Here is a 25,561-nt window from a genome sequence, read left to right as displayed (position 1 = left end):
GGCGATGACCGGTCCCGCCCGCTACGGTCGCAGCGCCGCGGGAGCGTGCGCCGGCACCGCCGGTTGCCGAGGTGCGACCGGGTCGACCCGGCGGTACGGCTCGCCGAGCGGCGGCCGCGGGTCCTCCTCGCCCTTGTTCGGCCAGAGGGACATGGCCCGCTCGGCCTGCGCGGTGATCGTCAGCGACGGGTTCACCCCGAGATTCGCCGAGACGGCCGCCCCGTCCACCACGTGCAGCCCCGGATGGCCGAACACCCGGTGGTACGGATCGATCACCCCGTCGGCCGGAGTGGCGCCGATCACCGCCCCGCCGAGGATGTGCGCCGTCATCGGGATGTCGAACGGCTCGGTCAGCGCCCCGCCCGGCGTACCGCCGATCTCCTCGGCGAGCAGCCGGGCCGCCGCGTGGCCGGCCGGAATCCAGGTCGGGTTCGGGGTGCCGTGCCCGGGGCCGCTGACCAGCCGACCGCGCCGGAACCGGAGGGTGAGCGAGTTGTCGGCCGACTGCATGACCAGGGCGATCACGGTCCGCTCGGACCAGCGTCGTACGGAGATCAACTGGGCGGCGGTGCCGGGCTGGCGCAGCAGCGTGCCGACCCAGCGCCGGACGCGGTGCGGCCCGCCCTCGACCAGCAGCGACTGCAGCAGTCCCATCGCGTTGGAGCCCCGTCCGTAGCGGACCGGCTCGATGTGGGTCTGCGGGTCGGGGTGGAACGAACTGGTGATGGCCACGCCCTCGGTGAAGTCGAGCCCGGCGGCCCGGGCCTGCCGGCCGGGCACCGACGCCCCCAGGATCGCCTCGGAGTTGGTGCGGGTCAGCTCGCCGAGCCGGGGCGAGAGCGCGGGCAGCGCGCCGGTGCCCTTCATCTCGTGCAGCAGCCGCTGGGTGCCGAGCGCCCCGGCGGCGAAGACGACCTGGTCGGCCCGGATCACCTGCCGCCGCCGGCGCAGCCAGGCACCGGTCCGGACGGTGTGCACCTCGTACCCGCCCGCCGGGTGGGGACGTACGGCGGTCACCGTGGTGAGCGGGTGTACCCGCGCACCGAGCCGCTCGGCCAGCCACAGGTAGTTCTTGACCAGAGTGTTCTTCGCCCCGACCCGGCAGCCGGTCATGCAGGAGCCGCAGTGGGTGCAGCCGGTGCGCTCCGGGCCGACGCCACCGAAGTAGGGGTCGGCGACCCGCTCGCCGGGTCGCCCGATGTGCACGCCCACCGGGGTGGCGTGGAAGGTCTGCCCCACCCCCATCCGCTCGGCCACCGCCCGCATCGCCCGGTCCGCGCCGGTGTCCATCGGGTACGTGGTGACGCCGAGCATCCGTTTCGCCTGGTCGTAGTGGCGGGCCAGTTCGTCCCGCCAGTCGGTGATGTCCCGCCACTGTGGATCGGTGTAGAACGCGGGCAGCGGCTCGTAGAGGGTGTTCGCGTAGACCAGGGAGCCGCCGCCCACGCCGGCGCCGGATAGCACCAGCACCCCGCCACCGGCCCGCCGGTCGGCGGCCCGCAGCAGGGTGACCCGCTGGATGCCGTAGCAGCCGAGCCCCGGAGCCCACAGGAACCGTCGCGCCCGCCACGACGTGCGGGGGAACTCGTCGTCGGCGAAACGCCGCCCGGCCTCCACGACGCCGACGGAGTATCCCTTCTCGGTCAGCCGTAGCGCGGTGACGCTGCCGCCGAAGCCGGACCCGATGACGAGCACGTCGTACCGCATTCCGGCATCATTACCCGCCGGTAGCCGTCGCGCCAGAGCCGAGGACGCGCGATCATGCTCTGCACCCGCCACATCGGCGCCCCCGGGCCGCAACCCGCGGCACCCTTCGGAGCGTTGTTCAGTACAGGTGGAAGGAGGCCGGATGAGCCTCGGATCCGGTGCGGGCCGTCGGGGTCGCCTGCTGATCGGGTTGCTGCTCGCCGCAGTGGTGCTCGTGACGGCAGGCGGCGTGGTGATCAGCCGCCTGGTCGGCCGGGCGAGCCCAGAGCACGGGGCCGCGCCGGCGCCGGCGCCGACCACGACCACGCCCGCCGCCACGCCCAGTTCGCCGCCGCCCCCTCCGGGCGCCGACATCACCGGCCCGCTCAACCTCCTACTGGTCGGTGTGGACACCCGGGTCAGCGTCCCCGGCTGGGAGCCGCACGCCGACGCGGTGCTGGTCCTGCACGTGCCGCGCGGACTGGACCGGGCCTACCTCTTCTCGCTCCCCCGCGACCTGTTGGTCGACATCCCCGCGTTCCCCAAGGCCGGCTACCGCGGCGGGCGGACCAAGCTGACCCACGCGATGAGCTACGGCAGCCGGGTACCCGGCCGCGCCAAGCAACCGAGCGCCGCGCAGGGGTACGAGTTGCTGCGCAGCACCGTGAGCGGCTACACCGGCTTGCGCATCGACGCCGGCGCGGTGGTCACCTTCGCCGGGTTCGACCGGCTGGTGGACAGCCTCGGCGGCGTGGACATCCACGTCGACCAAAGGGTCGTCTCCCGCCACCGGCAGCCCGACGGCCGGCACCGGGAGAGCGCGCCGGGTGGCTACACCGGCCCGCAGATGGTGTACGAGAAGGGCGACCGCCACCTCACCGGGTGGCAGGCACTGGACTACGCCCGGCAGCGCTACATCCCCGGCGGCGACTACAGCCGGCAGCGCCACCAGCAGCAACTGATCCGAGCGCTCGTCGGCAAGATCCTCGACCAAGGGCTCGCCCGCGACCCGGACCGCGTGCAGCAGGTCGTCGACGCGCTCAGCGACACGCTGATCTACGTCGGCGGGCGCAAGCTGATCGACATCGCGTACGCCCTGGGCGGCCTTCCCGCCGACCGGTTCGCGCTGGTCGGCCTACCCGGGAGGTCGGTCGGCTCGGGTGGCGACTACCGCGGTGAACAGCTCACCTCGGTCGGCCGCCGCTTCCTCACCGAACTGCGCGCCGGCCGCGCCGACGCCTACCTGGCCAAGAACCCCAGCCTTCGCAGCAAAACCTGACCCCTCCCCCGCTGGATCCCCGTCGGTCAGAGGGGTTTGGGCTCGGCCGGGCGTTCGGTGCCGTAGAGCCAGGCGTCGAAGAGCTTGTCGAGCTTCTTCCCCGAGACGCGTTCGGCGAGCGCGATGAACTCGTCGGTGCTGCCGTTGCCGTTGCGTTTCTCCGCCGACCAGGTCCGCAGGATCTCGAAGAACGCGTCGTCGCCGACGGCCACCCGCAGCGCGTGCACGGTCATCCCGCCCCGCTGGTAGACCGAGTTGCTGAACAGGTTCTCCACCCCGGGCTTGCCGGGCGGCGTACGCCAGACCTGGCCCGACGAACCGTGGTAGCCGGAGGCGAACGACTCCTCGACCTTCCGGCCGCCGTCGTGCTCGGTCCAGAGCCACTCGGCGTACGTGGCGAGCCCCTCGTTGAGCCAGATGTCCTGCCAACGGGTCAACGCCACGCTGTCGCCGTACCACTGGTGGGCCAGTTCGTGCGCGACGACGTCGGTGTTGACCCCCTGACGGAAGAAGTCGGCCGAGTAGACCGGCCGGGACTGCGTCTCCAACGCGTACCGGATCCGCGGGTCGGAGATCACGACGCCGCCGTACGCCTCGAACGGGTAGGGACCGAACACGGTCTCCAGGTAGTCGGCGACCTTGACGGTCTCGGCGATCGAGTCGTCCGCGGCGCCCTTCGGCACGTCGGTCTGGACGGCGCTGTAGATCGGCCGTCCCTTGTGCTTCCCGGTCGTCACCCGCAACTCGCCGATCACCACGAAGCTCAGGTAGCTGGCCATCGGCGCACGCTCGGCCCACTTCCAGGTGGTCCAGCCGGCGCTGCTCGCCTTCCCGCCCGGCACCCCGTTGCTGACCGCCGTGAGCCCGTCCGGCACGGTGATCTCGAAGTCGTACGTGGCCTTGTCGGACGGGTGGTCGTTGACCGGGAACCAGGTGCTCGCCGACTCCGGCTGGCCGAGCGCGATGGCGCCGTCCTCGGTGTGGATGAAGCCACCACCACCGAGCAACTCGTTCTCCAACTGCTCCGGCTCGCCGTCGTACCGGACCTCCGCCACGAACCCGTTACCCGCGATCAGGCCCTTCACCGGGGTCACCGAGAGCTCGTCGCCCTTACGGGAATAGCTGGCCGCAGCGCCGTCCACGGTCACCGACCGCACGGTCAGTCCGGCCAGATCGAGGTTGAACGCGGACAGGTCACTGGTCGCCGAGGCATGCACTGTGGTGGTGCCGGTGAGCCGGTCCTTCGCCGGGTCGTACCGGACCTTGACCGTGTACCGGCCGACGTCGTAACCGCCGTTGCCGTAGCTGGGGAAGTACGGGTCGCCCGCACCCGCCGCGCCCGGCTTGAAGTGCCGCTCGGCGGGCTGCGACGGCGTGGCCGCCGACTCGGGCGCGTCCGGCGTCGAGCCGCACCCGGCCAGCACCGCCCCGATCAGCAGTAGACCGACATGCACCCGCAGAGACCGCCGTGGCTGCCTCATCGCCTCGTCCTTTCGAAGTGCCGGCGGGCACTCCGGCCCGACCGCCGCCGAACCGCCGCCGCAGGACCCGTACCGTCCATGCTCTCGCCCGGTCCGTTCGCGGCAGCCTACCGAGCATCGATCGCATCGTCGTCACGCGGCCGGGCGCGGGCGCGGCCGGGCACGGTCTCCTGAAACAGGCCTCAAGGCAGGGCGGGTGCGCTGCCGCCGATCAGCCAGGCGTCCATGAGCGAGCGCAGCTGCCGGCCGGAGATCCGCTCCGCGAGGGCGACCAGGTCGGCCGTCGTGCCGTTGCGGTCCCGTCGCTCAGTCGTCCACTGTCGCAGGATGCGGAAGAACGCGTCGTCGCCGACGGTGCGGCGTAACGCGTGCACGGCCAGCGCGCCGCGCAGGTAGACGGCGGTACCGAACATCGCCTCCCGGCCGGGGTCCACCGAGGGCTGCGTCCAGTCGGTGGTCGCGTACCGCGCCTCGAACGTTTCCTGCGCGCTCCGACCGCCGTCGTGCTCCTCCCAGAGCCACTCGGCGTACGTGGCGAAGCCCTCGTTCAGCCAGATGTCGCTCCAACGGCTCAACGAGACGCTGTCGCCGAACCACTGGTGGGCCAGCTCGTGCGCCACCACGTTCGGGTTCGGGCGGCCGTCGGCGAAGAAGCCGGGCCCGTACACGGGCCGGGACTGGGTCTCCAGCGCGTACCCGATGCGTTCGTCGGCGACCGCGACTCCGCCGTACGCCTCGAACGGGTACGGCCCGAACCGGCCGGCCAGGAAGTCGACGATCTCGCCGGTACGGGCCAGCGAGGCGGCGGCCGGGCCGTTCTGCGGCTCACCCGACGGAACGGCGGTGACGATGGGCCGGCCCTCGTGTGTGCCGGTGGTGACCCGGTAGTCGCCGATCACCAGCGTGGTCAGGTAACTCGCCATCGGCGATCGCTCGCTCCAGCGCCACGTGGTCCACCCGCCGTCGCTGCGCTTCGGGCCGGGAACACCGTTGCTCAGCGCGGCGAGCCCGTCCGGAACGGTCACCGCGAGGTCGTAGGTGGCCTTGTCGGACGGGTGGTCGTTGACCGGGAACCAGGTCGCCGCCGAGTCGGGCTGGCCGAGCGCGATAGCGCCGTCGTCCGTGTGCAGGAAACCCCCGGAGCCCAGCGGGCCGTCGGTGACCGGGGCGGGCACCCCGGCGTACGCGACCTCGACGGTGAACCGGGCACCGCGAGGCACCCCGCGGGCCGGCTCGACCACCAGCTCGTTTCCCGTCCGCCGGTGCTCGGCGGTGGCGCCGTCGACGGTCACCTGGTCGACGTCCAGTCCGGCGAGGTCCAGGTTGAACCGGGAGAGCCCCTGGGTGGCGGTCGCGGTCAGCACCGCCTGCCCGGTGAGCCGGCCGGTCGCCGGGTCGTACCGCACGTCCAGGGCGTAGTGCGCCACGTCGTACCCGCCGTTGCCGTACCCGGGCACGTACGGGTCACCGGCATCCGCGCTGCCCGGCCGGAACGCATCGTCCTCATCGGACCAGGTGCAGCCGCTCGCCGCGAGCAGCACCGCCAGCGCGGCGGCGACCACGATCCGGGGACAGGTACGTCGCACCGGCCGAGCCTAACGGCGCGGCCGGTGCGACACGACGTGTTCGCGCAGGTCAGCGGTCGAGGACCAGGCCCACCTTCTGGAACTCCTTGAGGTCGCGGTAGCCACACTTGGCCATCGCCCGGCGCAGCCCGCCGAAGAGGTTCAGCTGGCCGTCGGGCTCGTCGGCCGGGCCGAAGAGGACCTGCTCCATCGAGCCGATCGGTGCACTGGCCACCTCGAACGCGCCGCGCGGCAGCGACGGGTGGCTGGCGGCCGAGTGCCACCAGGCGCCACCGGCCGGCGCCTCCTCGCAGCGGGAGAGCGGCTCGCCGAGCATCACCGCGTCCGCGCCGCAGCCGAGGGCCTTGGCGATGTCGCCGGAGGTCTGCATGTCCCCGTCGGCGATCAGGTGCACGTACCGGCCGCCGGTCTCGTCCAGGTAGTCGCGGCGGGCCGCCGCCGCGTCGGCGATCGCGGTGGCCATCGGCACCCGGATGCCGAGCACCGACTCGGTGGTCGACCAGTCGTCGCCGCCGATGCCGACGATGACGCCGGCGGCGCCGGTACGCATCAGGTGCAGCGCGGTCTTGTAGTCGGTGCAGCCGCCCACGATCACCGGCAGGTCGAGGTCGGCGATGAACTCCTTGAGGTTCAGCGGCTCGTCGGTGGTCGAGACGTGCTCGGCGGAGACGATCGTGCCCTGGATGACCAGGATGTCCACGCCGGCGTCCAGGATCACCGGGGCCAGCGCCAGGGTGTGCTGCGGGGACACCCGCACCGCCACCGTGCCACCCCCGGCACGCAGCTCGCGTACGCGCTCCGCGATGAGGTCGGGACGGATCGGTTCGGCGTACACCTCCTGGAGCCGCTTGGTCGCCCGCGCGTCCTCGTCCAGCCCGGCCAGCTCCTCGAGCACCTTGGTCGGGTTCTCGTAGCGGGTCCAGAGCCCTTCGACGTTGAGCACACCGAGACCGCCGAGCGCGCCGAGGCGGACGGCGGAGCTCGGGCTCATCGTGGCATCGGAGGGGTGCCCGACGCAGGGGATGCCGAACTGGTAGGCGTCGAGCTGCCAGGCGGTGGAGACGTCGTCGACGTCCCGCGTCCGGCGGCTCGGGACGATGGCGATGTCGTCCAGGTGGTAACCGCGTTGCGCGGTCTTGCCCAACCCGATCTCGACCACGTCACGCATGGCTCACTCCAGTTGTTGTCGGGGGTGGTGGTGGGGGTCAGCGGGTGTGGTAGTTGGGCGCCTCGGTGGTCATCTGGATGTCGTGCGGGTGGCTCTCCTTGAGCCCGGCCGCGGTGATCCGGATCAGCTGGCCGCGCGCGTGGAGCTCGGGGATGCTCTCCGCGCCGGCGTAGCCCATCGCCAGCCGCAGTCCACCGACCAGCTGGTGGGCGACCCGCGAGAGCGGCCCGCGGTACGGCACCTGACCCTCGACGCCCTCCGGGACCAGCTTCTCGTCGTTGGTCACGTCCTGCTGGAAGTAGCGGTCCTTGGAGTACGACTTGGCCTGCCCGCGGGACTGCATCGCGCCGAGCGAGCCCATGCCCCGGTACGCCTTGAACTGCTTGCCGTTGACGAAGATCAGCTCACCGGGGCTCTCCTCGCAGCCGGCGAGCAGGCTGCCGAGCATCACCGTGTCGGCACCGGCGACCAGTGCCTTGGCGATGTCGCCGGAGTACTGGATGCCGCCGTCGCCGATCACCGGGACGCCCGCCGGACGGGCAGCCCGGGCGGCCTCCATGATCGCGGTGATCTGCGGCACGCCGACCCCCGCCACGATCCGGGTGGTGCAGATCGCGCCCGGTCCGACGCCGACCTTGACGCCGTCGGCACCGGCCTCGACCAGCGCCCGGGCACCGGCGTAGGTGGCGATGTTGCCGCCCACGATGTCGATCGTGACGTCCTTCTTGAGCCGGCGGACCATGTCCAGGACCGCGCGCTGGTGGCCGTGCGCGGTGTCCACGATCAGCACGTCGACACCCGCGTCGACCAGGGCCCGAGCCCGCTTGTACGAGTCCTCCCCGACCCCGATGGCGGCGGCCACCCGCAGCCGGCCCGCCTCGTCCTTGGTGGCGTCCGGGTACTGCTCGCTCTTGGTGAAGTCCTTCACGGTGATCAGCCCGCGCAGCCGGCCCGAGCCGTCAACGATCGGCAGCTTCTCCACCTTGTGCTGGCGCAGCAGAGCCAGCGCCTCGTCCTTGCTCACGCCGACCGGCGCGGTGATCAGCGGGGCCCGGGTCATGATCTCGCGGACCGGCGTGCCGGGGTCGGAGACGAAGCGCATGTCGCGGTTGGTCACGATGCCGACGAGCTGACCGTCGCCGTCGACGACGGGCACGCCGGAGATCCGGTAGCGGCCGCAGAGCGCGTCGACGTCACGCAGGGTGTCGTCGGGGCTGGCGGTGACCGGGTTGGTGATCATGCCGGACTCGGAGCGCTTGACCAGGTCCACCTGGAGCGCCTGGTCCTCCACCGAGAGGTTGCGGTGCAGCACGCCGATGCCGCCCTGGCGGGCCATCGCGATCGCCATGCGCGCCTCGGTCACGGTGTCCATCGCGCTGGAGAGCAGCGGCACGGAGAGCGTGACGTTGCGGGTCAGCCGGGTGACGGTGTTCACGCGGCTCGGGACCACGTCCGACTCGCCGGGCTGGAGCAGTACGTCGTCGAAGGTGAGGCCGAGGGGTACCACCCGGGCGGAGCCTGCCGGCAGCTCCGGCAGGTGGCCGCCCAGCTCGCCATGGTCGGCGCCGGCCGGAAGATCGGTGCTGGGCGAAATTTCCACGATTGCTCCCCTGAGCTGGTCGAACGGGCTTCAGCGAGGTGGCGCGGCGGGCACCGGAGGAGCGCCGCACGCGGCGCGTCGCTCCATCGTACCCATGCGGCTGAGCTGCTCCTCGTCGCGCCGGGCCGCTCGGCGCGCGTCCGGGGGCGGGCGTCGCTGCGGCGTTGGGTCTACGGTGAGGGGGTGCACGACGAGCCCATCGACCCGTTCAACGGCGACCCGGCCGATCCGGCCTCCGGCCTGCACGACTCGGGCGACGACGCACCGCTGGACGCGCTGACCGACGTCGAGCGGCAGGACGTGCTGGAGGATCTCGCCGACCTGGAGATCTACCAGGCCCTGCTGGCCCCGGTCGGGGTTCGCGGCCTGGTGATCGAATGCGAGGACTGCCGCGAGCCGCACTACTTCGACTGGGACCTGCTCCGGGGCAACCTGCGCCATCTGCTGAGCTCGGGCCGGCCCCGCGTGCACGAGCCGGCCTACGACCCCGACCCGGACCACTACGTCACCTGGGAGTACGCCCGCGGCTACGCCGACGGCGTGCACGACACGCTCACCGACGGCAACGACGAGGAACCCGACCGCGAGGAATCCACCGGCAGCTGAGGCGGGCGCCGGTCGCGCCCCCGGTGGCGAGGACCGAGTGCGCGGGGCTCAGGCGACCAGCCCGGCGCGGAATCCCGCGGCCACGGCGTGGGCCCGGTCCCGGGCCCCCAGCTTGCGGAAGAGCCGGCGCGCGTGCGTCTTGACGGTGTCCTCCGAGACGAACAGCTCCCGCCCGATCTCGGCGTTGCTCTTGCCCTCCGCCATTCCGAGCAGTACCTGGAGTTCGCGCTCGGTCAGCCCGACGGAGGCGCGCGCGGCCCGGGCGTTCGGTGCCGGCCGCTTGCCGTCCGGTGGCGTTCCCTCGGGCTCACCACCGTTGCCCTCCGGCCCGTCGTCGCCGCGTTGCACCGGCACCATGGTCGGTGCGCCGTTCGGCCCCTCCACCGGCCCGGCCGACCAACCCGGGCCCGGGTCACCGCCCGGCCGGCCGGCGGGCGCGGAGCGGTTCTTCCCGCCGACAGCCGCGGCGTCCCGCACCGGGTCGGTGACCCGGTGGCGGGCGGCCCGGCCGGGCGCGGAGAGCAGCAGCAGCGCCTTGGCCACCGCGCTGGTGAGATCGTGGTCGGCACCCTGGATCAGCCCGCGGGCACCGGCGCTGATGGTCGCGGCGGCGGCCTCGGACTCCTCGGCGCCGAACAGCAGCACGGCGGCCTGCGGGGCGCGGGCCAGCACCCGGCGGACGAAGCCGGCGCTGTCCGGGCGGGTGAGCGCCGTGTCGGCGAGTACCACGTCCGGTTGCCGTTCGGCGAGCCGAAGCATCACCTCAGGATCGGAGACGGCGGTACGAACGACCGCCGACAGCCCGAGGCGGGCCGCCGCGGAAGTGAGATGTTGCGCCGCAAGTGGTGTCCGGACGCACACAAGAACCGTACGCACTGTGGGGTCTCCTCTCCGCCAACGAGCAGACCATGAGCGGGTCGGTCCGGGAGGAGGTTCCCGGCAATCCTCCGAACTTTTCCGACAGATGGGTCATATGCGGCAAAGTGCCGGACGTTTTGGATCACACGCGTGTGAATCGTGGGGCTCCCGGGTAACGGGAGACCCAGGCCGGGATCGGTGTGCCTGTGCGGCCCGCCGCCCGAAGGCCCGGCCATGAGGATCTCGCGGTGCCGCGCGGGAGGAGGGGTGCTGATGTCGAACGTACGTAGACTGCCCGGACCCATCGTCGATCTCTGGGACTGGCAGCGGCTCGGCGCCTGCCGGGGACGAGACAGCGCCCAGTTCTTCCACCCGGACGGGGAACGGGGCTCGTCCCGGCTGCGCCGGGAGTCCGGCGCGAAGGCGGTCTGCCGCACCTGCCCGGTGCGGGCCGAATGCGCCGCGCACGCCCTGTCCGTACGCGAGCCGTACGGCGTCTGGGGTGGCTTCAGCGAGTCCGAGCGCCTGCGGCTGCTCGCCGTCGGCTGGGAGGACCTGGCCGACCGCCGGGGCACCCGGGTCGACGTCGCCCGGCTGGAAGCCCGGCTGGGCCGGCCGCACAATTCGACCGAGCACCTCGCCCCCACCCCCAGCGCCGCCACCCCCACTCAACGCAAGGTCGCCTAACCCCACCCCCGCTCCCGACCAAGCCCTCCCCGGCTCCGCGCCCCCTCCCCGGGGCGCGGAGCCGGTCTACGGGTCGGACGGGATGGGTGGTCAGCGGACGGTGACGCGGACGGTGTGCCAGCCGCTGGCGCCGTCCGGGACGACGTCCTGCCTGCGGTCGGTCTGCGTCTCACCGGTGGCGTCCGTGGCCCGCACCTGGAGCTGGTGCGTCCCCGGTGTGGCCTCCCAACGCCACGACCACTGCACCCAGGTGTCCACGGAGACCGTGGGGGCCAGCTCCGCCTCCTGCCAGGGCCCGTCGTCGACGCGTACCTCGACGCGGCGGATTCCCCGGTGCTGGGCCCAGGCCACCCCGGCGACCATGACCGGGCCGGCGGTCAGCCGGTTGCGCGGCCGAGGCGTGTCGATGCGCGACTGGGTCTTGATCGGCCCCTGCGGCGACCAGCCCCGCGGCACCCAGTACGCGTCGAAGTCCGCGAAGCTGGTCAGCTCCAGCTCGGTCACCCACTTGCAGGCCGACACGTAGCCGTACAGGCCCGGCACGACCATCCGGACCGGGAACCCGTGCTCGACGGGCAACGGCTCACCGTTCATCCCCACCGCGAGCAGCGCGTCCCGCCCGTCGCGCAGTGCCGCCGTCGGGGTGCCACAGGTCCAGCCGTCGACCGAACGCCCGACCACCTGGTCGGCGCCCTCCTCCGGCTCGACCTCGTCGAGCAGGTCCCGGATCGGTACGCCGAGCCAGCGGGCGTTGCCGATCAGCTCCCCGCCGACCTCGTTCGAGACGCAGGCGAGGGTGACGTACCGCTCCACCATCGGCCGGGCGAGCAGATCCGCGAAGCTGAGCGTGATCGGGTTGCGTACCCGGCCGTGGATCCGCAACCGCCAGGACTCCGGGTCGACCTGGGGCACCACCAGCGCGGTGTCGATCCGGTAGAAGCCGAAGTTCGAGCTGACGTACGGGGCGAGCTGGGGTAGCGACAGGTCGGCCCCGGCGGGCACCGCGGGAGCCGGGGAGGCCGGGGCGGGCAGCACCACCGCCTCGCGGGCCGCGGACACCCCGCGCCTGCCGGCCAGCCAGCGCCCGCCGAAGCCGGCCACGGCGGCGGTGCCGAGCAGCACTCCGGTTCCGGTCAGGAACCGACGCCGGGACTCCGGGTCGATCCCCTCCCGGGCCGCAGGTGCGGGCACGGATTCGACGATCTCGCGGGGCGCTGGTGCCGATCCGGTTCCGGCCGGCGGCTCTCCAGGAGGTGTGTCCCTCACCTCCTGTCGAGCTGCCCCAGATGTGGGGCGCCCCGGATCCGGGGCAGCTCGACAGGGGCCGGAGTCCACCACCTGCGCCACCGGCGACGGCAGGCCGGGACCGCCCGCGTCACCGCGACCTCCGCCACCACCGGGGCCGCCGGCTCCACCAGGGCCGCCGGCTCCACCAGGGCCGCCCGGGGTGCCGGACGGGAGGTGACCGCCGGGCGGGCTCCACGGCCACGGATCGAGTTCCAGCGGACCGGCGATGAAGGCCCAGAGCACCAGCGCGCCGAACCCGGCGCCGACCAGCGACGGCAGCGCGTCGGCGGCGTCCGCGCCGGCCCTGGTCAGGGCGGCGGCCACACCGAGCGCCCCGAAGGCCGTGACACCCGCGAGGCCGACGGCGAGCCGGCGTACGGAGAGCACGCCGAGCAACGCGGCGATGGCGGCCAGCAGCACCGCCGTCCCGATCAGCAGGGCGATTTTGTCGTACGTGCCGAAGACGTCGATGGCGAACTGTTTGAGCCGTTCCGGCACCTTGTCGACGACCACTCCGCCGACCGCGACCAGCGGCGCCGACCGGGGACCGGTCAGCACGGCCACCGCTTCGGCCACGCCGATCGCCACGGCGGCGGAGGTGATCCCGGCCAGTGCCCCGTACCGGGGGGTGGTGGTGCTCATCGGCCCAGTGTTTCCGATCAACCGGGCCGGCCGGTAGTGACGTCAGCGTCTCGTAAGAGCCACCACGAACGCGTCGGGGCACACCGCCGGATGACGGTGTGCCCCGACCGGGCGTACGACGTGGGTCAGAAGCCCGGGCCGTGCTGGTGGCCGTGGCCGTGCGAGTGGCCGTGCCCACCGGCGGCGGCCGGCTCCGGCTCGGCCGGCTTCTCCACCACGAGGCTCTCCGTGGTGAGCAGCAGGCCGGCGATGGAGGCGGCGTTGGCGACCGCGTTGCGGGTGACCTTGACCGGGTCCAGGATGCCGGACTTGGCCAGGTCGACGTACTCGCCGGTGGCGGCGTTCAGGCCGTTGCCCCACTCGGCGGCGGCGACCTTCTGCGCCACCACGTAGCCGTCGTGGCCGGCGTTCTCGGCGATCCAGCGCAGCGGCTCGACGAGCGCCTTGCGGACGATCGAGACACCGACCTTCTCGTCACCGGTGTAGCCGAGGTCGTCGGCGAGCGCCGGCAGGACCTGCGCCAGGGCGGCGCCACCGCCGGGCACCGTACCCTCCTCGACCGCGGCCTTGGTCGCCGCGATGGCGTCCTCGATGCGGTGCTTGCGCTCCTTCATCTCGACCTCGGTCGCGCCGCCGGCCTTGATGACCGCGATGCCGCCCGACAGCTTCGCCAGCCGCTCGGCGAGCTTCTCCCGGTCCCACTCGGAGTCCGAAGCCTCGATCTCCTTGCGGATCTGGGCCACCCGGTCGGCGACGTCGGCGGCCTGGCCGCCACCGTCCACGATCGTGGTGTTGTCCTTGTCGACCACGACGCGCCGGGCGGAGCCCAGCACCTCCAGGCCGACCTGGTCGAGCTTGTAGCCCAGCTCCGGGGCGACCAGCTCGGCGCCGGTCAGGATCGCCATGTCCTGGAGCATCGCCTTGCGGCGGTCACCGAAGCCGGGCGCCTTGACCGCGCAGACCTTCAGGGTCTTGCGGATGGAGTTGACCACCAGGGTCGAGAGCGCCTGACCCTCGACGTCCTCGGCGATGATCAGCAGCGGCTTGCTGTTCTGCAGGACCTTCTCCAGCAGCGGCAGCAGCTCCTCGATCGCCGAGATCTTCTGCGTGGTGATCAGGACGTACGCGTCCTCGAGGACCGCCTCCTGCGACTCCGCGTCGGTGACGAAGTGCGGGGAGACGAAACCCTTGTCGAACTGGAGACCCTCGGTCACCTCCAGCTCGGTGGCGAGGGTCGAGCCCTCCTCGACGGTGATGACACCGTCACGGCCGACCCGCTCCATCGCCTCGGCGATCATGTCGCCGATCGTGGAGTCCTGCGCGGAGACCGTCGCGACGTGCGCGATCGCCTCCTTGCCGGCCACCTCGACGGCCCGGGCCAGCAGCGCCTCGGAGACCTTGGCGCTGGCCGCGTCGATGCCACGCTTCAGGCCGGTCGGGTTGGCCCCGGCCGCCACGTTGCGCAGGCCCTCGCGCACCATCGCCTGGGCCAGCACGGTCGCGGTGGTGGTCCCGTCGCCGGCGACGTCGTTGGTCTTGGTCGCCACCTCCTTGACCAGCTGCGCGCCGAGGTTCTCGTACGGGTTGGTGAGCTCGATCTCCTTGGCGATGGTCACACCATCGTTGGTGATCGTGGGCGCACCAAACTTCTTGTCCAGGACGACGTTGCGCCCGCGCGGGCCGAGGGTGACCTTGACCGCGTCCGCGAGGGCGTTGACACCGTGCTCCAGCAGGTGTCGGGCGTCGTCCGAGAAGCTCAGGATCTTCGCCATGAATGTCCCTTCAAGCGGCGTTGCCCCGGCCCGGCGAACCGGACCGGGGCAACGACACTGATCGGTTGCTTACTTCTCGATGACCGCGAGGACGTCGCGGGCGGAGAGCACCAGGTACTCCTCGCCGGCGTACTTGACCTCGGTGCCGCCGTACTTCGAGTAGAGGACGGTGTCGCCGACCTTGACGTCGATCGGCACGCGGTTGCCCTTGTCGTCGATCCGGCCGGGGCCCACAGCGAGGACGGTGCCCTCCTGCGGCTTCTCCTTGGCGGTGTCGGGAATCACGATGCCCGACGCCGTGGTGGTCTCAGCCTCGTTCGCCTGGACCACGATGCGGTCCTCAAGCGGCTTGATCGCAACCTTGGTCGCGGTAGTCACGGGCATACCCTCCTGGGGTACTGGTTTCTGTGCCGGCCGGCAAGGCCGACCAGCGTCAATCTGCCACATGCCACCGGGCGGGGCCGTCGTCGCGGGTGCCGGTCCGCCTGGCGTTCAGCACTCGGGTCGAGTGACCCGGGAGCTGGCACCCTCAGGTTGAGAGTGCTAATCGCAGGTTATTCCGTGGCTAGCACTCCGTCAAGGAGAGTGCCAACCCGCCGGGCGGCGCGTCGAGGTCGGCCACCACAATGACCGGGTGGATCTCGATCAGCTGGCCGCCCTGCGTACCGCCGAGGGCGCCGCCGCGCTGGACTCGGCGACCCGGGTGACCGGCGGCGACCCGCTGGCCGCCGCGTCCGCCCTCCGCGCGGCCGGGGTGCCGGCCGGGCTCGCGGCGGCCGCGCTGACCCAGGCCGAGTTGCGCCGGCGGGCAACTGCCAAGTTCGGGCCGACCGCCGCCGGGATGTTCCTCACCCGCGCCGGCCTCGAACAGGCCACCCGGGGCGTGGTCGCGGCGCGCCGCGCCGCACGGCTGCGGGCCGCCGGGGTACGCACCCTGGCCGACCTCGGTTGCGGACTGGGCGCGGACGCGCTCGCCGCCGCCCGCGCCGGCATCCGGGTGTACGGGGTGGAAGCCGACCCGCTGACCGCCGCGATGGCCGCCGCCAACGCCGAGGCCGCCGGGCTGGCCGACCTCTTCACCGTGGAGTGCGGCGACGCGACGGCGTTCGACGTCAGCCGGGTCGAGGCGGCCTTCTGCGATCCGGCCCGGCGCGCCGGCGGCACCGGCCGGCGGATCTTCGACCCGAACGCGTACTCGCCTCCCTGGGACTTCGTCACGCGGCTCGCGGAGCGGACGCCACGGACCGTGGTGAAGGTCGCCCCCGGGATCGACCACGGACTGATCCCGGCCGGCGCCGAGGCGGAATGGGTCAGCGTCGACGGCGACCTGGTCGAGGCGGCGCTCTGGTGCGGCGAACTCGCCGAGGTCCCCCGCCGCGCCACCCTGCTGAGCGAGAAGGAGGGGACCCCTGTCGACGCGTCCGACCGTGACCGGGGCGCCGCCGATCAGCTGACGGGCGCCGGTGACCGGGAGGCGAACGTCGGCCCGGTACGCCGGTTCCTGCACGACCCGGACCCGGCGGTCGTGCGGGCGCACCTGGTCGCCGAGCTGGCCGACGAGTTGGACGCGACACTCGCCGATCCGACCATCGCCTACCTGTACGCGGACACTCCGACGCTCGGCCCGTACGCCCGCTGCCTGGAGGTCACCGACGTGTTGCCGTTCTCGTTGAAACGGCTGCGCGCGCTCCTGCGGGAGCGGGGCGTTGGCCGGGTGGAGATCCTCAAGCGCGGCTCGGCGCTGACCCCGGAGCAGCTCCGGCGGGACCTGCGGCTGGCCGGCGACGCGGCGGCGAGTCTCGTGCTCACCCGGATCGCCGGCGCGCCGACCGTGCTGGTCTGCCGCCCGGTGCAGGACTAGATTCCCGATCGTGGCGGGACGGGGCACACCGGCGACGGCACTGCTGACGAAGCGGAAGGTCGCACACAGCACCCACCCGTACGACGTGAGCCCGGACGCGCCCAACTACGGTGCGCTGGTCGCGGCGGCGCTCGGCGTACCTCCGGAGCGGGTGTTCAAGACCCTGATCACCGTGATCGACGGCGCGCTCGCCGTGGCGGTGGTGCCGGTCACCGGGGAACTGGACCTGAAGGCCCTGGCCGTGGCGGTCGGCGGCAAGCGGGCCACGCTCGCCGACCGGGCGGCCGCCGAGCGGGCCACCGGCTACGTCCGGGGCGGCATCAGCCCGCTCGGCCAACGCAAGCGGCTGCCCACCGTGCTCGATTCCTCCGCGCTGGGCTTTCCCACGATCTACGTCTCGGCGGGCCGTCGCGGGCTTCAGCTCCAGCTCACCCCGGCCGATCTGGTGGCACTGACCGAGGCACGCACCGCGCCGCTCGCCGCCGGTTGACCGATCGCGCGCCAGGACGAGGCCCGCGCGTGCACGGCACCGGTCGACCGACCGACAGGCTCTTCGCACCCCCGAGCGGTTGAAGCGCTCCCAGCCCTGGTGACCCGAGGCGGGTGCGCGTTGCCGAATTGTTACTGCCCGCAACAAAGTCGGTCCATCGACTCTCTTGTGTCGGGCCTCACAAGCGCCATACGTTGCCGGGCACAACAAAACAACACCTTCCCCCACCCCGAAAGGACCCTGCACATGCGTAAAGGGCTCCTCACCTTCGCCACCGTGGGTCTGCTGGCGACGGGCAGCTTGGCCGCCTGCGGCGACAACTCCGGCGGGGACGACCAGGCCGGCTCCGGCCAGACCCCGAAGATCGGCGTGATCCTGCCCGACAGCAAGTCCTCCGCCCGCTGGGAGGGCGCCGACCGCAAGTTCCTGGAGGAGGCCTTCAAGGCCGCCAACGTCGAGTACGACATCCAGAACGCGCAGGGCGACAAGACCCAGTTCCAGACCATCGCCGACCAGATGATCACCAGTGGCGTGACCGTGCTGATGATCGTCAACCTCGACTCCGGCACCGGCAAGGCAGTGCTCGACAAGGCGAAGTCCCAGGGTGTGGCCACCATCGACTACGACCGGCTCACCCTCGGCGGCTCGGCCGAGTACTACGTCAGCTTCGACAACGTCGCAGTGGGCAAGCTCCAGGGCGAGGGCCTGGTCAAGTGCCTCACCGACAAGGGCGTCAAGAACCCCGCGGTCGCCTACCTCAACGGCTCTCCGACCGACAACAACGCGACGCTGTTCAAGAGCGGGTACGACTCGGTGCTCAAGCCGAAGTTCGACTCGAAGGAGTACACGAAGGCCGCCGACGACGCCGTGCCGGACTGGGACAACGCCCAGGCCGCCACGATCTTCGAGCAGCAGCTCACCAAGACCGGCGGCAAGATCGACGGAGTGCTCGCCGCGAACGACGGGCTGGGCAACGCGGCCATCTCCATCCTGAAGAAGAACGGGCTCAACGGACGGGTCCCGGTCACCGGCCAGGACGCCACCCCGGAGGGCCTGCAGAACATCCTCGCCGGCGACCAGTGCATGACCGTCTACAAGGCGGTGAAGGAGGAGGCGAAGGCCGCCTCCGACCTGGCCATCGGGCTCGCCAAGGGTGAGCGGAAGGAGACCGGTCAGACGGTGAAGGACCCGGAGGGTGGCCGGGACGTCCCGTCCGTGCTGCTGAACCCGAAGGCGATCTCCAAGGAGAACGTCAAGGACGTCATCGACGACGGCTACGTGACCAAGGACGAGGTCTGCACCGAGGCGTACGCCAAGTTCTGCACCGAGGCCGGTATCAGCTGACCTGACGCCGTACCCGCCGAGGCGCAACCGCCGCCCGGCACGGGAGTCACCTTCCCGTGCCGGGCGGCACCCGCCGGACGGGCTGAGGAGAACCTGCCGTCCATCCAAAGGAGACACGCCCGTGCCCGCAACTCCCCTGCTGGAGCTACGTGGGATCGACAAGAGCTTCGGTCCCGTCCAGGTTCTGCGCGACGTCGCCCTCACCGCCCACGCCGGCGAGGTGACCGCGCTCGTCGGTGACAACGGCGCCGGCAAGTCGACCCTGGTCAAGTGCATCAGCGGCATCCACCCGACCGACGCCGGCGAGTTCCTCTTCGACGGCCGGCCGGCGGCGATCCACAGCCCCCGGGACGCCGCCGCCCTCGGCATCGAGGTCGTCTACCAGGACCTTGCGCTCTGCGACAACCTCGACATCGTGCAGAACATGTTCCTCGGCCGGGAGAAGCTCAACGGCATCGTCCTCGACGAGCCGACCATGGAGCAGATGGCAGCCGAAACACTGGCCGGTCTCTCCGTACGCACGGTGAAGTCGTTGCGCCAGCACGTCTCCAGCCTCTCCGGCGGGCAGCGCCAGACGGTGGCGATCGCCAAGGCGGTGCTCTGGAACAGCCGCCTCGTCGTCCTGGACGAGCCGACCGCCGCGCTCGGCGTGGCGCAGACCGCGCAGGTGCTCGAACTGGTCCGCCGGCTCGCCGACAACGGTCTCGCGGTCGTGCTCATCTCGCACAACATGAACGACGTCTTCGCCGTCTCCGACCGGATCGCAGCCCTCTACCTCGGTCAGATGGTCGCCCAGGTGAAGACCACCGACATCACCCACGCCCAGGTGGTCGAGCTGATCACCGCCGGCCGGTCCGGCGGGCTCGGTCTCACCGCCGAGCCGGGCCAGGGCGGCAACGGCACCGACGGGCAGCCGGCCGGCAAGACCGCAGGAGGCGACCGATGACCACCACAGCCGTACAGCAGCAGGGTCCGGCGGCCGTCACGCCGGCGCCGACCGTCGCGGGTCACGCACGCAACTACTGGATTCGGGTACGCGGCGGCGACATCGGCGGGCTGCCCGCGATCCTCGGACTGATCGTGCTCTGCACGATCTTCTCGATCGCCCGCCCGTCGTTCCTCACCGCCGGCAACTTCGCCAACCTGCTCACCCAGGGCGCGGCGACCACGCTGATCGCGATGGGGCTGATCTTCGTCCTGCTGCTCGGCGAGATCGACCTCTCCGCCGGCTTCGCCAGCGGCGTCTGCGCGGCCGTGCTGGCCAACGTGGTGACGGTGCTCGGCTTTCCCTGGTACGTCGCGGTGCTCGCCGCGGTCGTCACCGGCGTGGTCATCGGCACCACGCTCGGCTTCCTGGTAGCCAAGGTAGGCATTCCGTCCTTCGTGGTCACGCTCGCCGGGTTCCTCGCCTTCCAGGGCATCGCGTTGATGCTCATGGAGGAGGGCAAGAACATCGCCGTCCGTGACGAGGTGCTGGTGGCCATCGCCAACCGCAACCTGACCCCGCTGCTCGGCTGGCTGCTCGCGCTCGTGGCGGTCATCGGGTACGGGGTCACGCAGCTGCTCCGGCAGCGCAACCGGGCCGCCCGCGGGCTGGTCACCGACCCGATCGCGGTGGTCCTCGCCCGGATCGGCGGCCTGGCGCTGATCCTCGGCGTGGCGGTCTTCATCCTCAACCTGGAGCGCAGCCGCAACGTGCTGATCACCTCGCTCAAGGGCGTGCCGATCGTGGTGCCGATCGTCGCGGTGCTACTGGTGCTCTGGACCTTCGTGCTCCAGCGCACCCGCTACGGCCGGCACGTCTACGCGGTCGGCGGCAACCGGGAGGCCGCCCGGCGGGCCGGCATCGACGTCGACCGGATCCGCATCTCGGTCTTCGTGATCTGCTCCTCGATGGCGGCCATCGGCGGCATCGTGGCGGCCAGCCGGGCGAACTCGGTGGATCCGAACACCGGCGGCAGCAGCGTCCTGCTCTACGCGGTGGGCGCGGCGGTGATCGGCGGCACCAGCCTCTTCGGTGGCAAGGGCCGGGTGCTCGACGCGGTGCTCGGCGGCGCGGTGATCGCCGTCATCGACAACGGCATGGGCCTCATGGGGTACAGCTCGGGCGTCAAGTACGTGCTCACCGGCGTGGTGCTGCTGCTCGCCGCGAGTGTGGACGCTCTCTCCCGTCGCCGCTCCGCCGCGACCGGCACCCGCTGATCCCGCACCACCGGAGCGCCACATGCCCCCAGGACCGAGCCAGGACGAGATCCGTCGGCAGAACCTCGGTGCCCTGCTGCGTCACGTCCACGTCCACGGGGCGACATCGCGCGCCGAGCTGACCACCGCGCTCGGGTTGAACCGCAGCACCATCGGCGCGCTCACCGCCGACCTCGCCGCAGCAGGGCTGGTCAGCGAGGGCGCGCCGAAGGAGACCGGCCGGGCCGGGCGACCGTCGCCGGTCGTCCGGCCCGAGTCGAACCGGATCCACGCGTACGCGTACAGCATCGAGGTGGACCGGCTGCGGGCCGCCCGCGTCGGTCTCGGCGGCGTGGTGCTCGACCGCCGGGAGCTGGACCGGCCCCGGGGCCTGCTCGTCGCGGAGGCCGCGCCGCTGCTCGCCGGCGCGGTCAAGGAGATGCAGCAGCACGTGCCCGGCGACGCCGTCTGCGTCGGCACCGGGGTGGCCGTCTGCGGCATGGTGCGCCGCGACGACGGCCTGGTCCGGCTCGCCCCCACCACGGGCTGGGTGGACGAGCCGATCGGAGCGGCGCTCGGGGCCGAACTGGGCATCGACGCGCCGATCACGGTCGGCAACGTGGCCGACGTGGCGGCCTTCGCGGAGCATGCGCGGGGCGTCGCCGCCGGCTGCGACAACGTCGTCTACCTGTACGGGGACGTCGGCGTGGGGGCCGGCATCATCGCCGGCGGCCGGCGGGTGACCGGGCACGGCGGGTACGGCGGCGAGGTCGGGCACATGAAGCTGGTCCGCGACGGCGAGCGCTGCGAGTGCGGCTCCCGGGGCTGCTGGGAGACCCAGATCGGCGAGCAAGGCCTGCTGCGCAACGCCGGTCGCGCCGGCGCCCAGGGGCGGGCGGCGCTGCTCGCCGTCTTCGACGCCGCCGACCGCGGCGACGCCCGGGCCGGTGCTGCGGTACGGCAGGCCGGCGACTGGCTCGGCTTCGGCGTGGCGAACCTGGTCAACATCTTCAACCCGGAGATGGTCATCTTCGGCGGGACCCTGCGGGACCTCTACCTCGCCGCGGCCGCCCAGATCCGCAGCCGCCTCAACGCCAACGCGCTGACCGCCTGCCTGGAGCACGTGCGGCTGCGTACGCCGAAACTGGGCGACGACGCCGCTCTCGTCGGCGCCGCCGAGCTGGCCTTCGAACGACTGCTCGCCGACCCGCTCGACATCGGCTGACGCCTCGCCGTCCGGTCTCCCTCCGCCGCCGGCCACACCGGACGGGCCCGGCCCCGCCCGGCCCTGCCCTGCCCGGACCGGCCGGCTGGGCCCGGACCGTTGATCATGAAGTTATTGCGCATCGGCTCGGCGTGTCGCCGCAATAACTTCATGATCACGCGGGCGGGGCGGGGTGGGGGGAGGGTTGGGGTGGGGTGGGTTGGGGTGGGGTGGGTTGGGGTGGGTTAGGGGGTGCCGTGCCAGGAGTGCCAGAGGGCGGCGTAGGAGCCGTTGGCGGCGACCAGTTCGTCGTGCGAGCCGAGCTCGGTGATCCGCCCGTCCTCGACCACGGCTACCCGGTCCGCGTCGTGCGCGGAGAAGAGCCGGTGCGCGATGGCGATCACCGTCCGTCCCGCCAGCACGGCGGCGAGAGACCGTTCCAACTCCCGGGCGGCACGCGGATCGATCAACGAGGTCGCCTCGTCCAGCACCAACGTGTGCGGGTCGGCGAGCACGAGCCGGGCCAGCGCCAGCTGCTGCGCCTGCGCCGGGGAGAGCGGATGCCCGCCCGAGCCGACCAGCGTGTCCAGCCCGTCCGGCAGTGCCTGCGCCCAGTCCAGCGCGGCCACCGCCGACAACGCCGCCCGTACGTCCGCGTCGGTGGCCGCCGGCCGCACCATCCCCACGTTCTCGCGGAGCGTGCCGATGAAGACGTGATGCTCCTGGGTGACCAGCGCGACGTGCGAGCGCAGCTCGGTGAGCGGCAGCGTGTCCAGCGGTCGGCCGGCCACGGTGACCGTGCCGCCGTGCGGGGTGTGCACCCCGGCCAGCAGCCGGCCGAGGGTCGACTTGCCGGCACCGGACGGCCCCACGACGGCCAACTTCTCCCCTGGTTCGGGCACCAGGGTCACCCCGTGCAGCACGTCCCGCCCCGCACGGTACGCGTACCGCACGTTCCGGGCGACCAGCCGCCGGTCCCCGTCGACGCTCCCGTCCGGGCCGGCCACGCCGGCTGCCGCATCGCCCGAGCGGGCCGCCGAAGCCCCGGTCGAGGCGGCAGTGGCGGACCCGTGCCCGGCGGCCTGCTCGCCTCGCCGCACAACCGCTGCCGCCGGTTCGGTGGTGGGCTCCGCCGGCTCGGCCACGCCCAGCAGCCGGGCCATCGAAGCGCCACCCACCTGCAACTCGTCGAGCCAGGACAGCAGCCGGTCCACCGGATCGACCAGCTGTTGCACGTAGAGCGTGGCGGCAGTGACCTGGCCGAGGCTCACCCAGCCCTTCAGGTAGAACCAACCGCCGATGACGAGGGTGGCCACCACCGGCACCACGTAACCGATCTCGGCCACCGGAAAGAAGACGGTCCGCAGGAACAGGGTGTAGCGCTCGGCGGCGTACGACCGGGCGATGTCGGCGTTGGTGCGGGCCCGGCGGCGGGCCTGCTGGCGCAACGCCTCCGTGGTCCGCGAGCCCTCGACCGTCTCGCTGATCCCGTCGGTGATGTCCGAGTAGGCGGCGTTCTCCCGCAGGTAGCCGGCCGGTGCCCGGCGCAGGTACCACCGGGTGCCCGCCCAGAGGACCGGGACAGCGATCAGGCAGGGCAGCGCGAGCAGCGGGCTGACCAGCAGCAACGCGCCGATGATGAAGGCGGCCGTGACGACCGCGATGAGCGTCTCGGGCACCGCGAGACGGACCGTCCGAGACAGCGCGGAGACGTCCCGGGAGGTACGGGTCAGCAGGTCACCGGTACCCGCCCGTTCCACCGTGGACAGCGGCAGCGTAAGTACCCGGTCGACGAACTCCTCACGTAGCCGGGCCAGCACCTGCTCGCCGAGCCGCGCCGACGCCAGGTGGGCGAAGCGGACCAGCACCGCCTGCACCACGACGAACCCGGCGATCAGCAGGGCGATCCGGTCCACCGTCACCCGGGAGGTGCCACGGGAGATGCCCTCGACGAGGTCACCGAGCAACCTCGGGGCGACCAGACCGGCCGCGGCGGCAACCGCGTGCAGGCCGAGCGCCGTGGCGAGTGCCCGCGGATGCCGGCGGACCAACGTACGTGCGTAACGGCGTACCTGCGTCGCGTCGGCGACGGGCAGCGCGGCGGCCATCAGCTCTCCCCCCGGCTGACCGTCGCCCGGTAGCGCGGCTCGCTGTCGTACAGGTGGGCGTGGCTGCCCTCGGCGACGACCTTGCCGTCCTCGACGAAGATCACGTTGTCGGCGTGCCCGAGCAGCAGCGGACTGGTGGTGCAGACCAGGGTGGTCCGGCCGGCCCGGGCGGCGCCGAGCCCGGTGGCGATCCGCGCCTCGGTGTGCGCGTCGACGGCGCTGGTCGGTTCGACCAGCAGCAGGGTGTCCGGGGCGGCGACCAACGCGCGGGCGAGCCGCAGCCGCTGCTGTTGCCCGCCGGAGAACTCCCGGCCCCGCTCGGCGACCCGGCTGTCCAGCCCGTCGGGCAGCGCCTCGACGATGTCGGTGGCGCTCGCCGCCCGGAGCGCCGCGTCGAGCGCCGCCCGGTCGCCCCGGTCGTGCGGGTCGAGTTCCTTCAGGAGCGGGCCGGTGAACAGCTGTGCGTCGTTGTCGGCCACCAGGATCCGCTTCCGCACGGTCGCCAGCGGCAACTCCCGCAGCGGTACCCCGTGCAGCGTGGCGTCCGAGTCGACGTACCGGCCGAGCCGGTCGACGATCGCGGCCGCGTCCTCGGGCACGGTGGCCGCGATCGCGGTGAACCGGCCCGGCGGCAAGCGCACCCCGGACTCGACGTCGACCAGTTCCCCCGGGCCGTCGGGCACCGTCGCGGGTCGGGGCGGGTCGACCAGTTCCGGCGTGAGCTGGAGCAGCCGGACCACCCGGCGGGCCGCCACGTGTCCCCGGATCAGCTTGTCCACGGCCTCGGTGAGCTGCCGCAGCGGGCTGACCAGGAACGCCGTGTAGCCGTAGAAGGCGACGAGCTGGCCGGGGCTGATCCTGCCGTCCAGCGCGAACCGCGCCGCGAGCCAGGTCACCAGCACCAGGAAGGCACCGGGGAGCAGCACCTGCGCCGCCTCCAGCAGCGACTCGACCCGGGCCACCCGTACGCCGTGCGCCCGGAGCGCCTGCGACTCCGCCTGGTAGCGGGCCGAGAGCACGGGCTCGCCGCCGACGCCGCGCAGCACCCGAAGCCCGGAGACGATGTCGCCGGCCCGGGTGGTCAACTTTCCCTCGGCGTCCCGGTACGCGTGCTGCTGCCGGTGCAGCGGCCGGATCAGCAGGCCGACCACCGCCATCAGTACCGGCACGCCGAGCACCACGACCAGCCCGAGCGGCACCGACGCGTCGAGCAGGATCACCGCCACGGTCACGATCGCCACCAGGGCGCCGGTCCCCCGCGCCGTGATGTCGACGGCGTGGCCGATCTGGTTGATGTCGGAGGTGCCGATGCTCACCACCTCGCCGGTGGCTACCCGGCGGGGCAGGGCCGCACCGAGCCGGTTCGCGGCCGTCACGGTCAGCTGCACCGTCCGGTAGGCGGCGGCGAGCCAGTTGCGTACCGCGCACTGGTGCCGCAGTACGCCGGCGACGGCCTGGAGCACGCCGAGCCCGAGCAGCACCAGAGCCCAGGTGAGCAGCGCGCCGTCGTCCCGGCGGCTCAACCCGTCGACGGCCCGGCCCACGGCGGCCGGCATCAGGGCCTGGGCGACCATCCAGGTCACGCCGAGCAGGATGCCCGCGCCGAACATCAACTTCTGCCGGCCGGCCAACCAGATCAGGTAACGGGTCGCCGACCGGTCATCGGGTACGCCGGGATCGCCGGCCGGTGAGAAACGCATGGCCCGTCGACGCTAGGCGTC

The 25,561-nt window shown here is 72.4% G+C and carries 20 protein-coding genes; 9 read left to right on the top strand and 11 right to left on the bottom strand.

The genetic code is table 11. From position 1 onward, the window contains the following. Window positions 1–21: 21 nt before the first annotated feature. Complete coding sequence (locus AB0F98_RS06670; protein WP_357729740.1) at window positions 22–1,707, bottom strand: GMC family oxidoreductase; 1,686 nt, start codon at window positions 1,705–1,707, stop codon at window positions 22–24. A 142-nt stretch (window positions 1,708–1,849) separates the two neighbouring features. Here AB0F98_RS06670 and AB0F98_RS06665 point away from each other — a divergent pair, with 142 nt between their 5' ends. Then, window positions 1,850–2,965, top strand: coding sequence for an LCP family protein (locus AB0F98_RS06665; protein WP_357729737.1), 1,116 nt, complete (start codon window positions 1,850–1,852; stop codon window positions 2,963–2,965). Window positions 2,966–2,991: 26 nt separating this feature from the next. Here AB0F98_RS06665 and AB0F98_RS06660 read toward each other — a convergent pair whose 3' ends face one another. From AB0F98_RS06660 to guaB, 4 genes are all read right to left on the bottom strand, one after another. Beyond that, window positions 2,992–4,446, bottom strand: a complete 1,455-nt coding sequence (locus AB0F98_RS06660) for a M1 family metallopeptidase (RefSeq protein WP_357729734.1) — start codon at window positions 4,444–4,446, stop codon at window positions 2,992–2,994. A gap of 182 nt (window positions 4,447–4,628) precedes the next feature. After that, complete coding sequence (locus AB0F98_RS06655) at window positions 4,629–6,032, bottom strand: M1 family metallopeptidase (protein ID WP_357729731.1); 1,404 nt, start codon at window positions 6,030–6,032, stop codon at window positions 4,629–4,631. 49 nt (window positions 6,033–6,081) lie between these two features. Then, window positions 6,082–7,200: a GuaB3 family IMP dehydrogenase-related protein gene (locus AB0F98_RS06650; RefSeq protein ID WP_357729728.1), complete on the bottom strand. Its 1,119-nt coding sequence runs from the start codon at window positions 7,198–7,200 to the stop codon at window positions 6,082–6,084. A 37-nt stretch (window positions 7,201–7,237) separates the two neighbouring features. Then, window positions 7,238–8,800, bottom strand: a complete 1,563-nt coding sequence (gene guaB / locus AB0F98_RS06645; protein WP_357729725.1) for an IMP dehydrogenase — start codon at window positions 8,798–8,800, stop codon at window positions 7,238–7,240. Window positions 8,801–8,983: 183 nt separating this feature from the next. Here guaB and AB0F98_RS06640 point away from each other — a divergent pair, with 183 nt between their 5' ends. After that, the gene (locus AB0F98_RS06640) at window positions 8,984–9,406 is read left to right on the top strand and encodes a DUF5319 domain-containing protein (protein ID WP_357729722.1); all 423 of its coding nucleotides are present in this window, start codon (window positions 8,984–8,986) and stop codon (window positions 9,404–9,406) included. Between the two features lie 48 nt (window positions 9,407–9,454). On the opposite strand, the gene AB0F98_RS06635 is transcribed toward AB0F98_RS06640, so the two are convergent. After that, entirely contained in the window at window positions 9,455–10,282 is an 828-nt protein-coding gene (locus tag AB0F98_RS06635) for a helix-turn-helix transcriptional regulator (RefSeq protein WP_357729719.1), read from the bottom strand. A gap of 255 nt (window positions 10,283–10,537) precedes the next feature. Between AB0F98_RS06635 and AB0F98_RS06630 the strand changes: the two genes are divergently transcribed. Then, window positions 10,538–10,951: a WhiB family transcriptional regulator gene (locus AB0F98_RS06630; protein ID WP_357729716.1), complete on the top strand. Its 414-nt coding sequence runs from the start codon at window positions 10,538–10,540 to the stop codon at window positions 10,949–10,951. Between the two features lie 90 nt (window positions 10,952–11,041). Here the strand turns inward: AB0F98_RS06630 and AB0F98_RS06625 are convergent, their stop codons facing one another. The 3 genes from AB0F98_RS06625 to groES form a co-directional block, all read right to left on the bottom strand. Further along, a complete protein-coding gene (locus AB0F98_RS06625; protein WP_357729712.1) occupies window positions 11,042–12,880 on the bottom strand; it encodes a molybdopterin-dependent oxidoreductase in 1,839 nt (612 codons plus the stop codon). Between the two features lie 125 nt (window positions 12,881–13,005). Continuing rightward, window positions 13,006–14,652 (bottom strand): chaperonin GroEL, encoded by a 1,647-nt coding sequence (gene groL / locus AB0F98_RS06620; RefSeq protein WP_357729708.1) that lies wholly within the window; start codon window positions 14,650–14,652, stop codon window positions 13,006–13,008. 69 nt (window positions 14,653–14,721) lie between these two features. Further along, the gene (gene groES, locus AB0F98_RS06615) at window positions 14,722–15,036 is read right to left on the bottom strand and encodes a co-chaperone GroES (RefSeq protein WP_018222648.1); all 315 of its coding nucleotides are present in this window, start codon (window positions 15,034–15,036) and stop codon (window positions 14,722–14,724) included. A 250-nt stretch (window positions 15,037–15,286) separates the two neighbouring features. On the opposite strand from groES, the gene AB0F98_RS06610 reads away from it, so the two are divergent. The 6 genes from AB0F98_RS06610 to AB0F98_RS06585 all read left to right on the top strand — a co-directional run bounded on the left by AB0F98_RS06610 (window position 15,287) and on the right by AB0F98_RS06585 (window position 21,753). After that, window positions 15,287–16,513 carry a methyltransferase domain-containing protein gene (locus AB0F98_RS06610; RefSeq protein WP_357729705.1) on the top strand — a complete coding sequence of 409 codons (1,227 nt, stop codon included), beginning with the start codon at window positions 15,287–15,289 and terminating at the stop codon, window positions 16,511–16,513. 10 nt (window positions 16,514–16,523) lie between these two features. Further along, window positions 16,524–17,003 carry a Cys-tRNA(Pro) deacylase gene (gene ybaK / locus AB0F98_RS06605; protein WP_357729701.1) on the top strand — a complete coding sequence of 160 codons (480 nt, stop codon included), beginning with the start codon at window positions 16,524–16,526 and terminating at the stop codon, window positions 17,001–17,003. Between the two features lie 246 nt (window positions 17,004–17,249). Then, entirely contained in the window at window positions 17,250–18,347 is a 1,098-nt protein-coding gene (locus AB0F98_RS06600; RefSeq protein WP_357729698.1) for a sugar ABC transporter substrate-binding protein, read from the top strand. 121 nt (window positions 18,348–18,468) lie between these two features. Then, the gene (locus AB0F98_RS06595) at window positions 18,469–19,293 is read left to right on the top strand and encodes an ATP-binding cassette domain-containing protein (RefSeq protein WP_357729695.1); all 825 of its coding nucleotides are present in this window, start codon (window positions 18,469–18,471) and stop codon (window positions 19,291–19,293) included. Next, complete coding sequence (locus AB0F98_RS06590; RefSeq protein WP_357729692.1) at window positions 19,290–20,549, top strand: ABC transporter permease; 1,260 nt, start codon at window positions 19,290–19,292, stop codon at window positions 20,547–20,549. The genes AB0F98_RS06595 and AB0F98_RS06590 overlap by 4 nt, the downstream gene beginning before the upstream one ends. A gap of 22 nt (window positions 20,550–20,571) precedes the next feature. Then, window positions 20,572–21,753: an ROK family transcriptional regulator gene (locus tag AB0F98_RS06585; RefSeq protein WP_357729689.1), complete on the top strand. Its 1,182-nt coding sequence runs from the start codon at window positions 20,572–20,574 to the stop codon at window positions 21,751–21,753. A 224-nt stretch (window positions 21,754–21,977) separates the two neighbouring features. Here the strand turns inward: AB0F98_RS06585 and AB0F98_RS06580 are convergent, their stop codons facing one another. Both AB0F98_RS06580 and AB0F98_RS06575 read right to left on the bottom strand, forming a co-directional pair. After that, window positions 21,978–23,840, bottom strand: coding sequence for an ABC transporter ATP-binding protein (locus AB0F98_RS06580; protein WP_357729686.1), 1,863 nt, complete (start codon window positions 23,838–23,840; stop codon window positions 21,978–21,980). After that, complete coding sequence (locus AB0F98_RS06575) at window positions 23,840–25,540, bottom strand: ABC transporter ATP-binding protein (protein ID WP_357729683.1); 1,701 nt, start codon at window positions 25,538–25,540, stop codon at window positions 23,840–23,842. Before AB0F98_RS06575 ends, AB0F98_RS06580 begins: the two co-directional genes overlap by 1 nt. Window positions 25,541–25,561: the final 21 nt, after the last annotated feature.

The sequence above is a fragment of the Micromonospora sp. NPDC023737 genome (assembly GCF_040639715.1).
GTDB lineage: Bacteria > Actinomycetota > Actinomycetes > Mycobacteriales > Micromonosporaceae > Micromonospora.
The sequence above is the reverse complement of the archived record's forward strand: the minus strand, read 5'-3'. Positions and strand labels throughout refer to the sequence as shown.

Bases quoted from the DNA above. Each gene is read 5' to 3' on its own strand.
- groL (WP_357729708.1), bottom strand. From the start codon at position 14,652: ATGGCGAAGATCCTGAGCTTCTCGGACGACGCCCGACACCTGCTGGAG.
- AB0F98_RS06650 (WP_357729728.1), bottom strand. From the start codon at position 7,200: ATGCGTGACGTGGTCGAGATCGGGTTGGGCAAGACCGCGCAACGCGGT.
- AB0F98_RS06585 (WP_357729689.1), top strand. From the start codon at position 20,572: ATGCCCCCAGGACCGAGCCAGGACGAGATCCGTCGGCAGAACCTCGGT.
- AB0F98_RS06630 (WP_357729716.1), top strand. From the start codon at position 10,538: ATGTCGAACGTACGTAGACTGCCCGGACCCATCGTCGATCTCTGGGAC.
- AB0F98_RS06665 (WP_357729737.1), top strand. From the start codon at position 1,850: ATGAGCCTCGGATCCGGTGCGGGCCGTCGGGGTCGCCTGCTGATCGGG.
- AB0F98_RS06670 (WP_357729740.1), bottom strand. From the start codon at position 1,707: ATGCGGTACGACGTGCTCGTCATCGGGTCCGGCTTCGGCGGCAGCGTC.
- AB0F98_RS06575 (WP_357729683.1), bottom strand. From the start codon at position 25,540: ATGCGTTTCTCACCGGCCGGCGATCCCGGCGTACCCGATGACCGGTCG.
- AB0F98_RS06625 (WP_357729712.1), bottom strand. From the start codon at position 12,880: ATGAGCACCACCACCCCCCGGTACGGGGCACTGGCCGGGATCACCTCC.
- AB0F98_RS06580 (WP_357729686.1), bottom strand. From the start codon at position 23,840: ATGGCCGCCGCGCTGCCCGTCGCCGACGCGACGCAGGTACGCCGTTAC.
- AB0F98_RS06590 (WP_357729692.1), top strand. From the start codon at position 19,290: ATGACCACCACAGCCGTACAGCAGCAGGGTCCGGCGGCCGTCACGCCG.
- groES (WP_018222648.1), bottom strand. From the start codon at position 15,036: ATGCCCGTGACTACCGCGACCAAGGTTGCGATCAAGCCGCTTGAGGAC.
- AB0F98_RS06600 (WP_357729698.1), top strand. From the start codon at position 17,250: ATGCGTAAAGGGCTCCTCACCTTCGCCACCGTGGGTCTGCTGGCGACG.
- AB0F98_RS06660 (WP_357729734.1), bottom strand. From the start codon at position 4,446: ATGAGGCAGCCACGGCGGTCTCTGCGGGTGCATGTCGGTCTACTGCTG.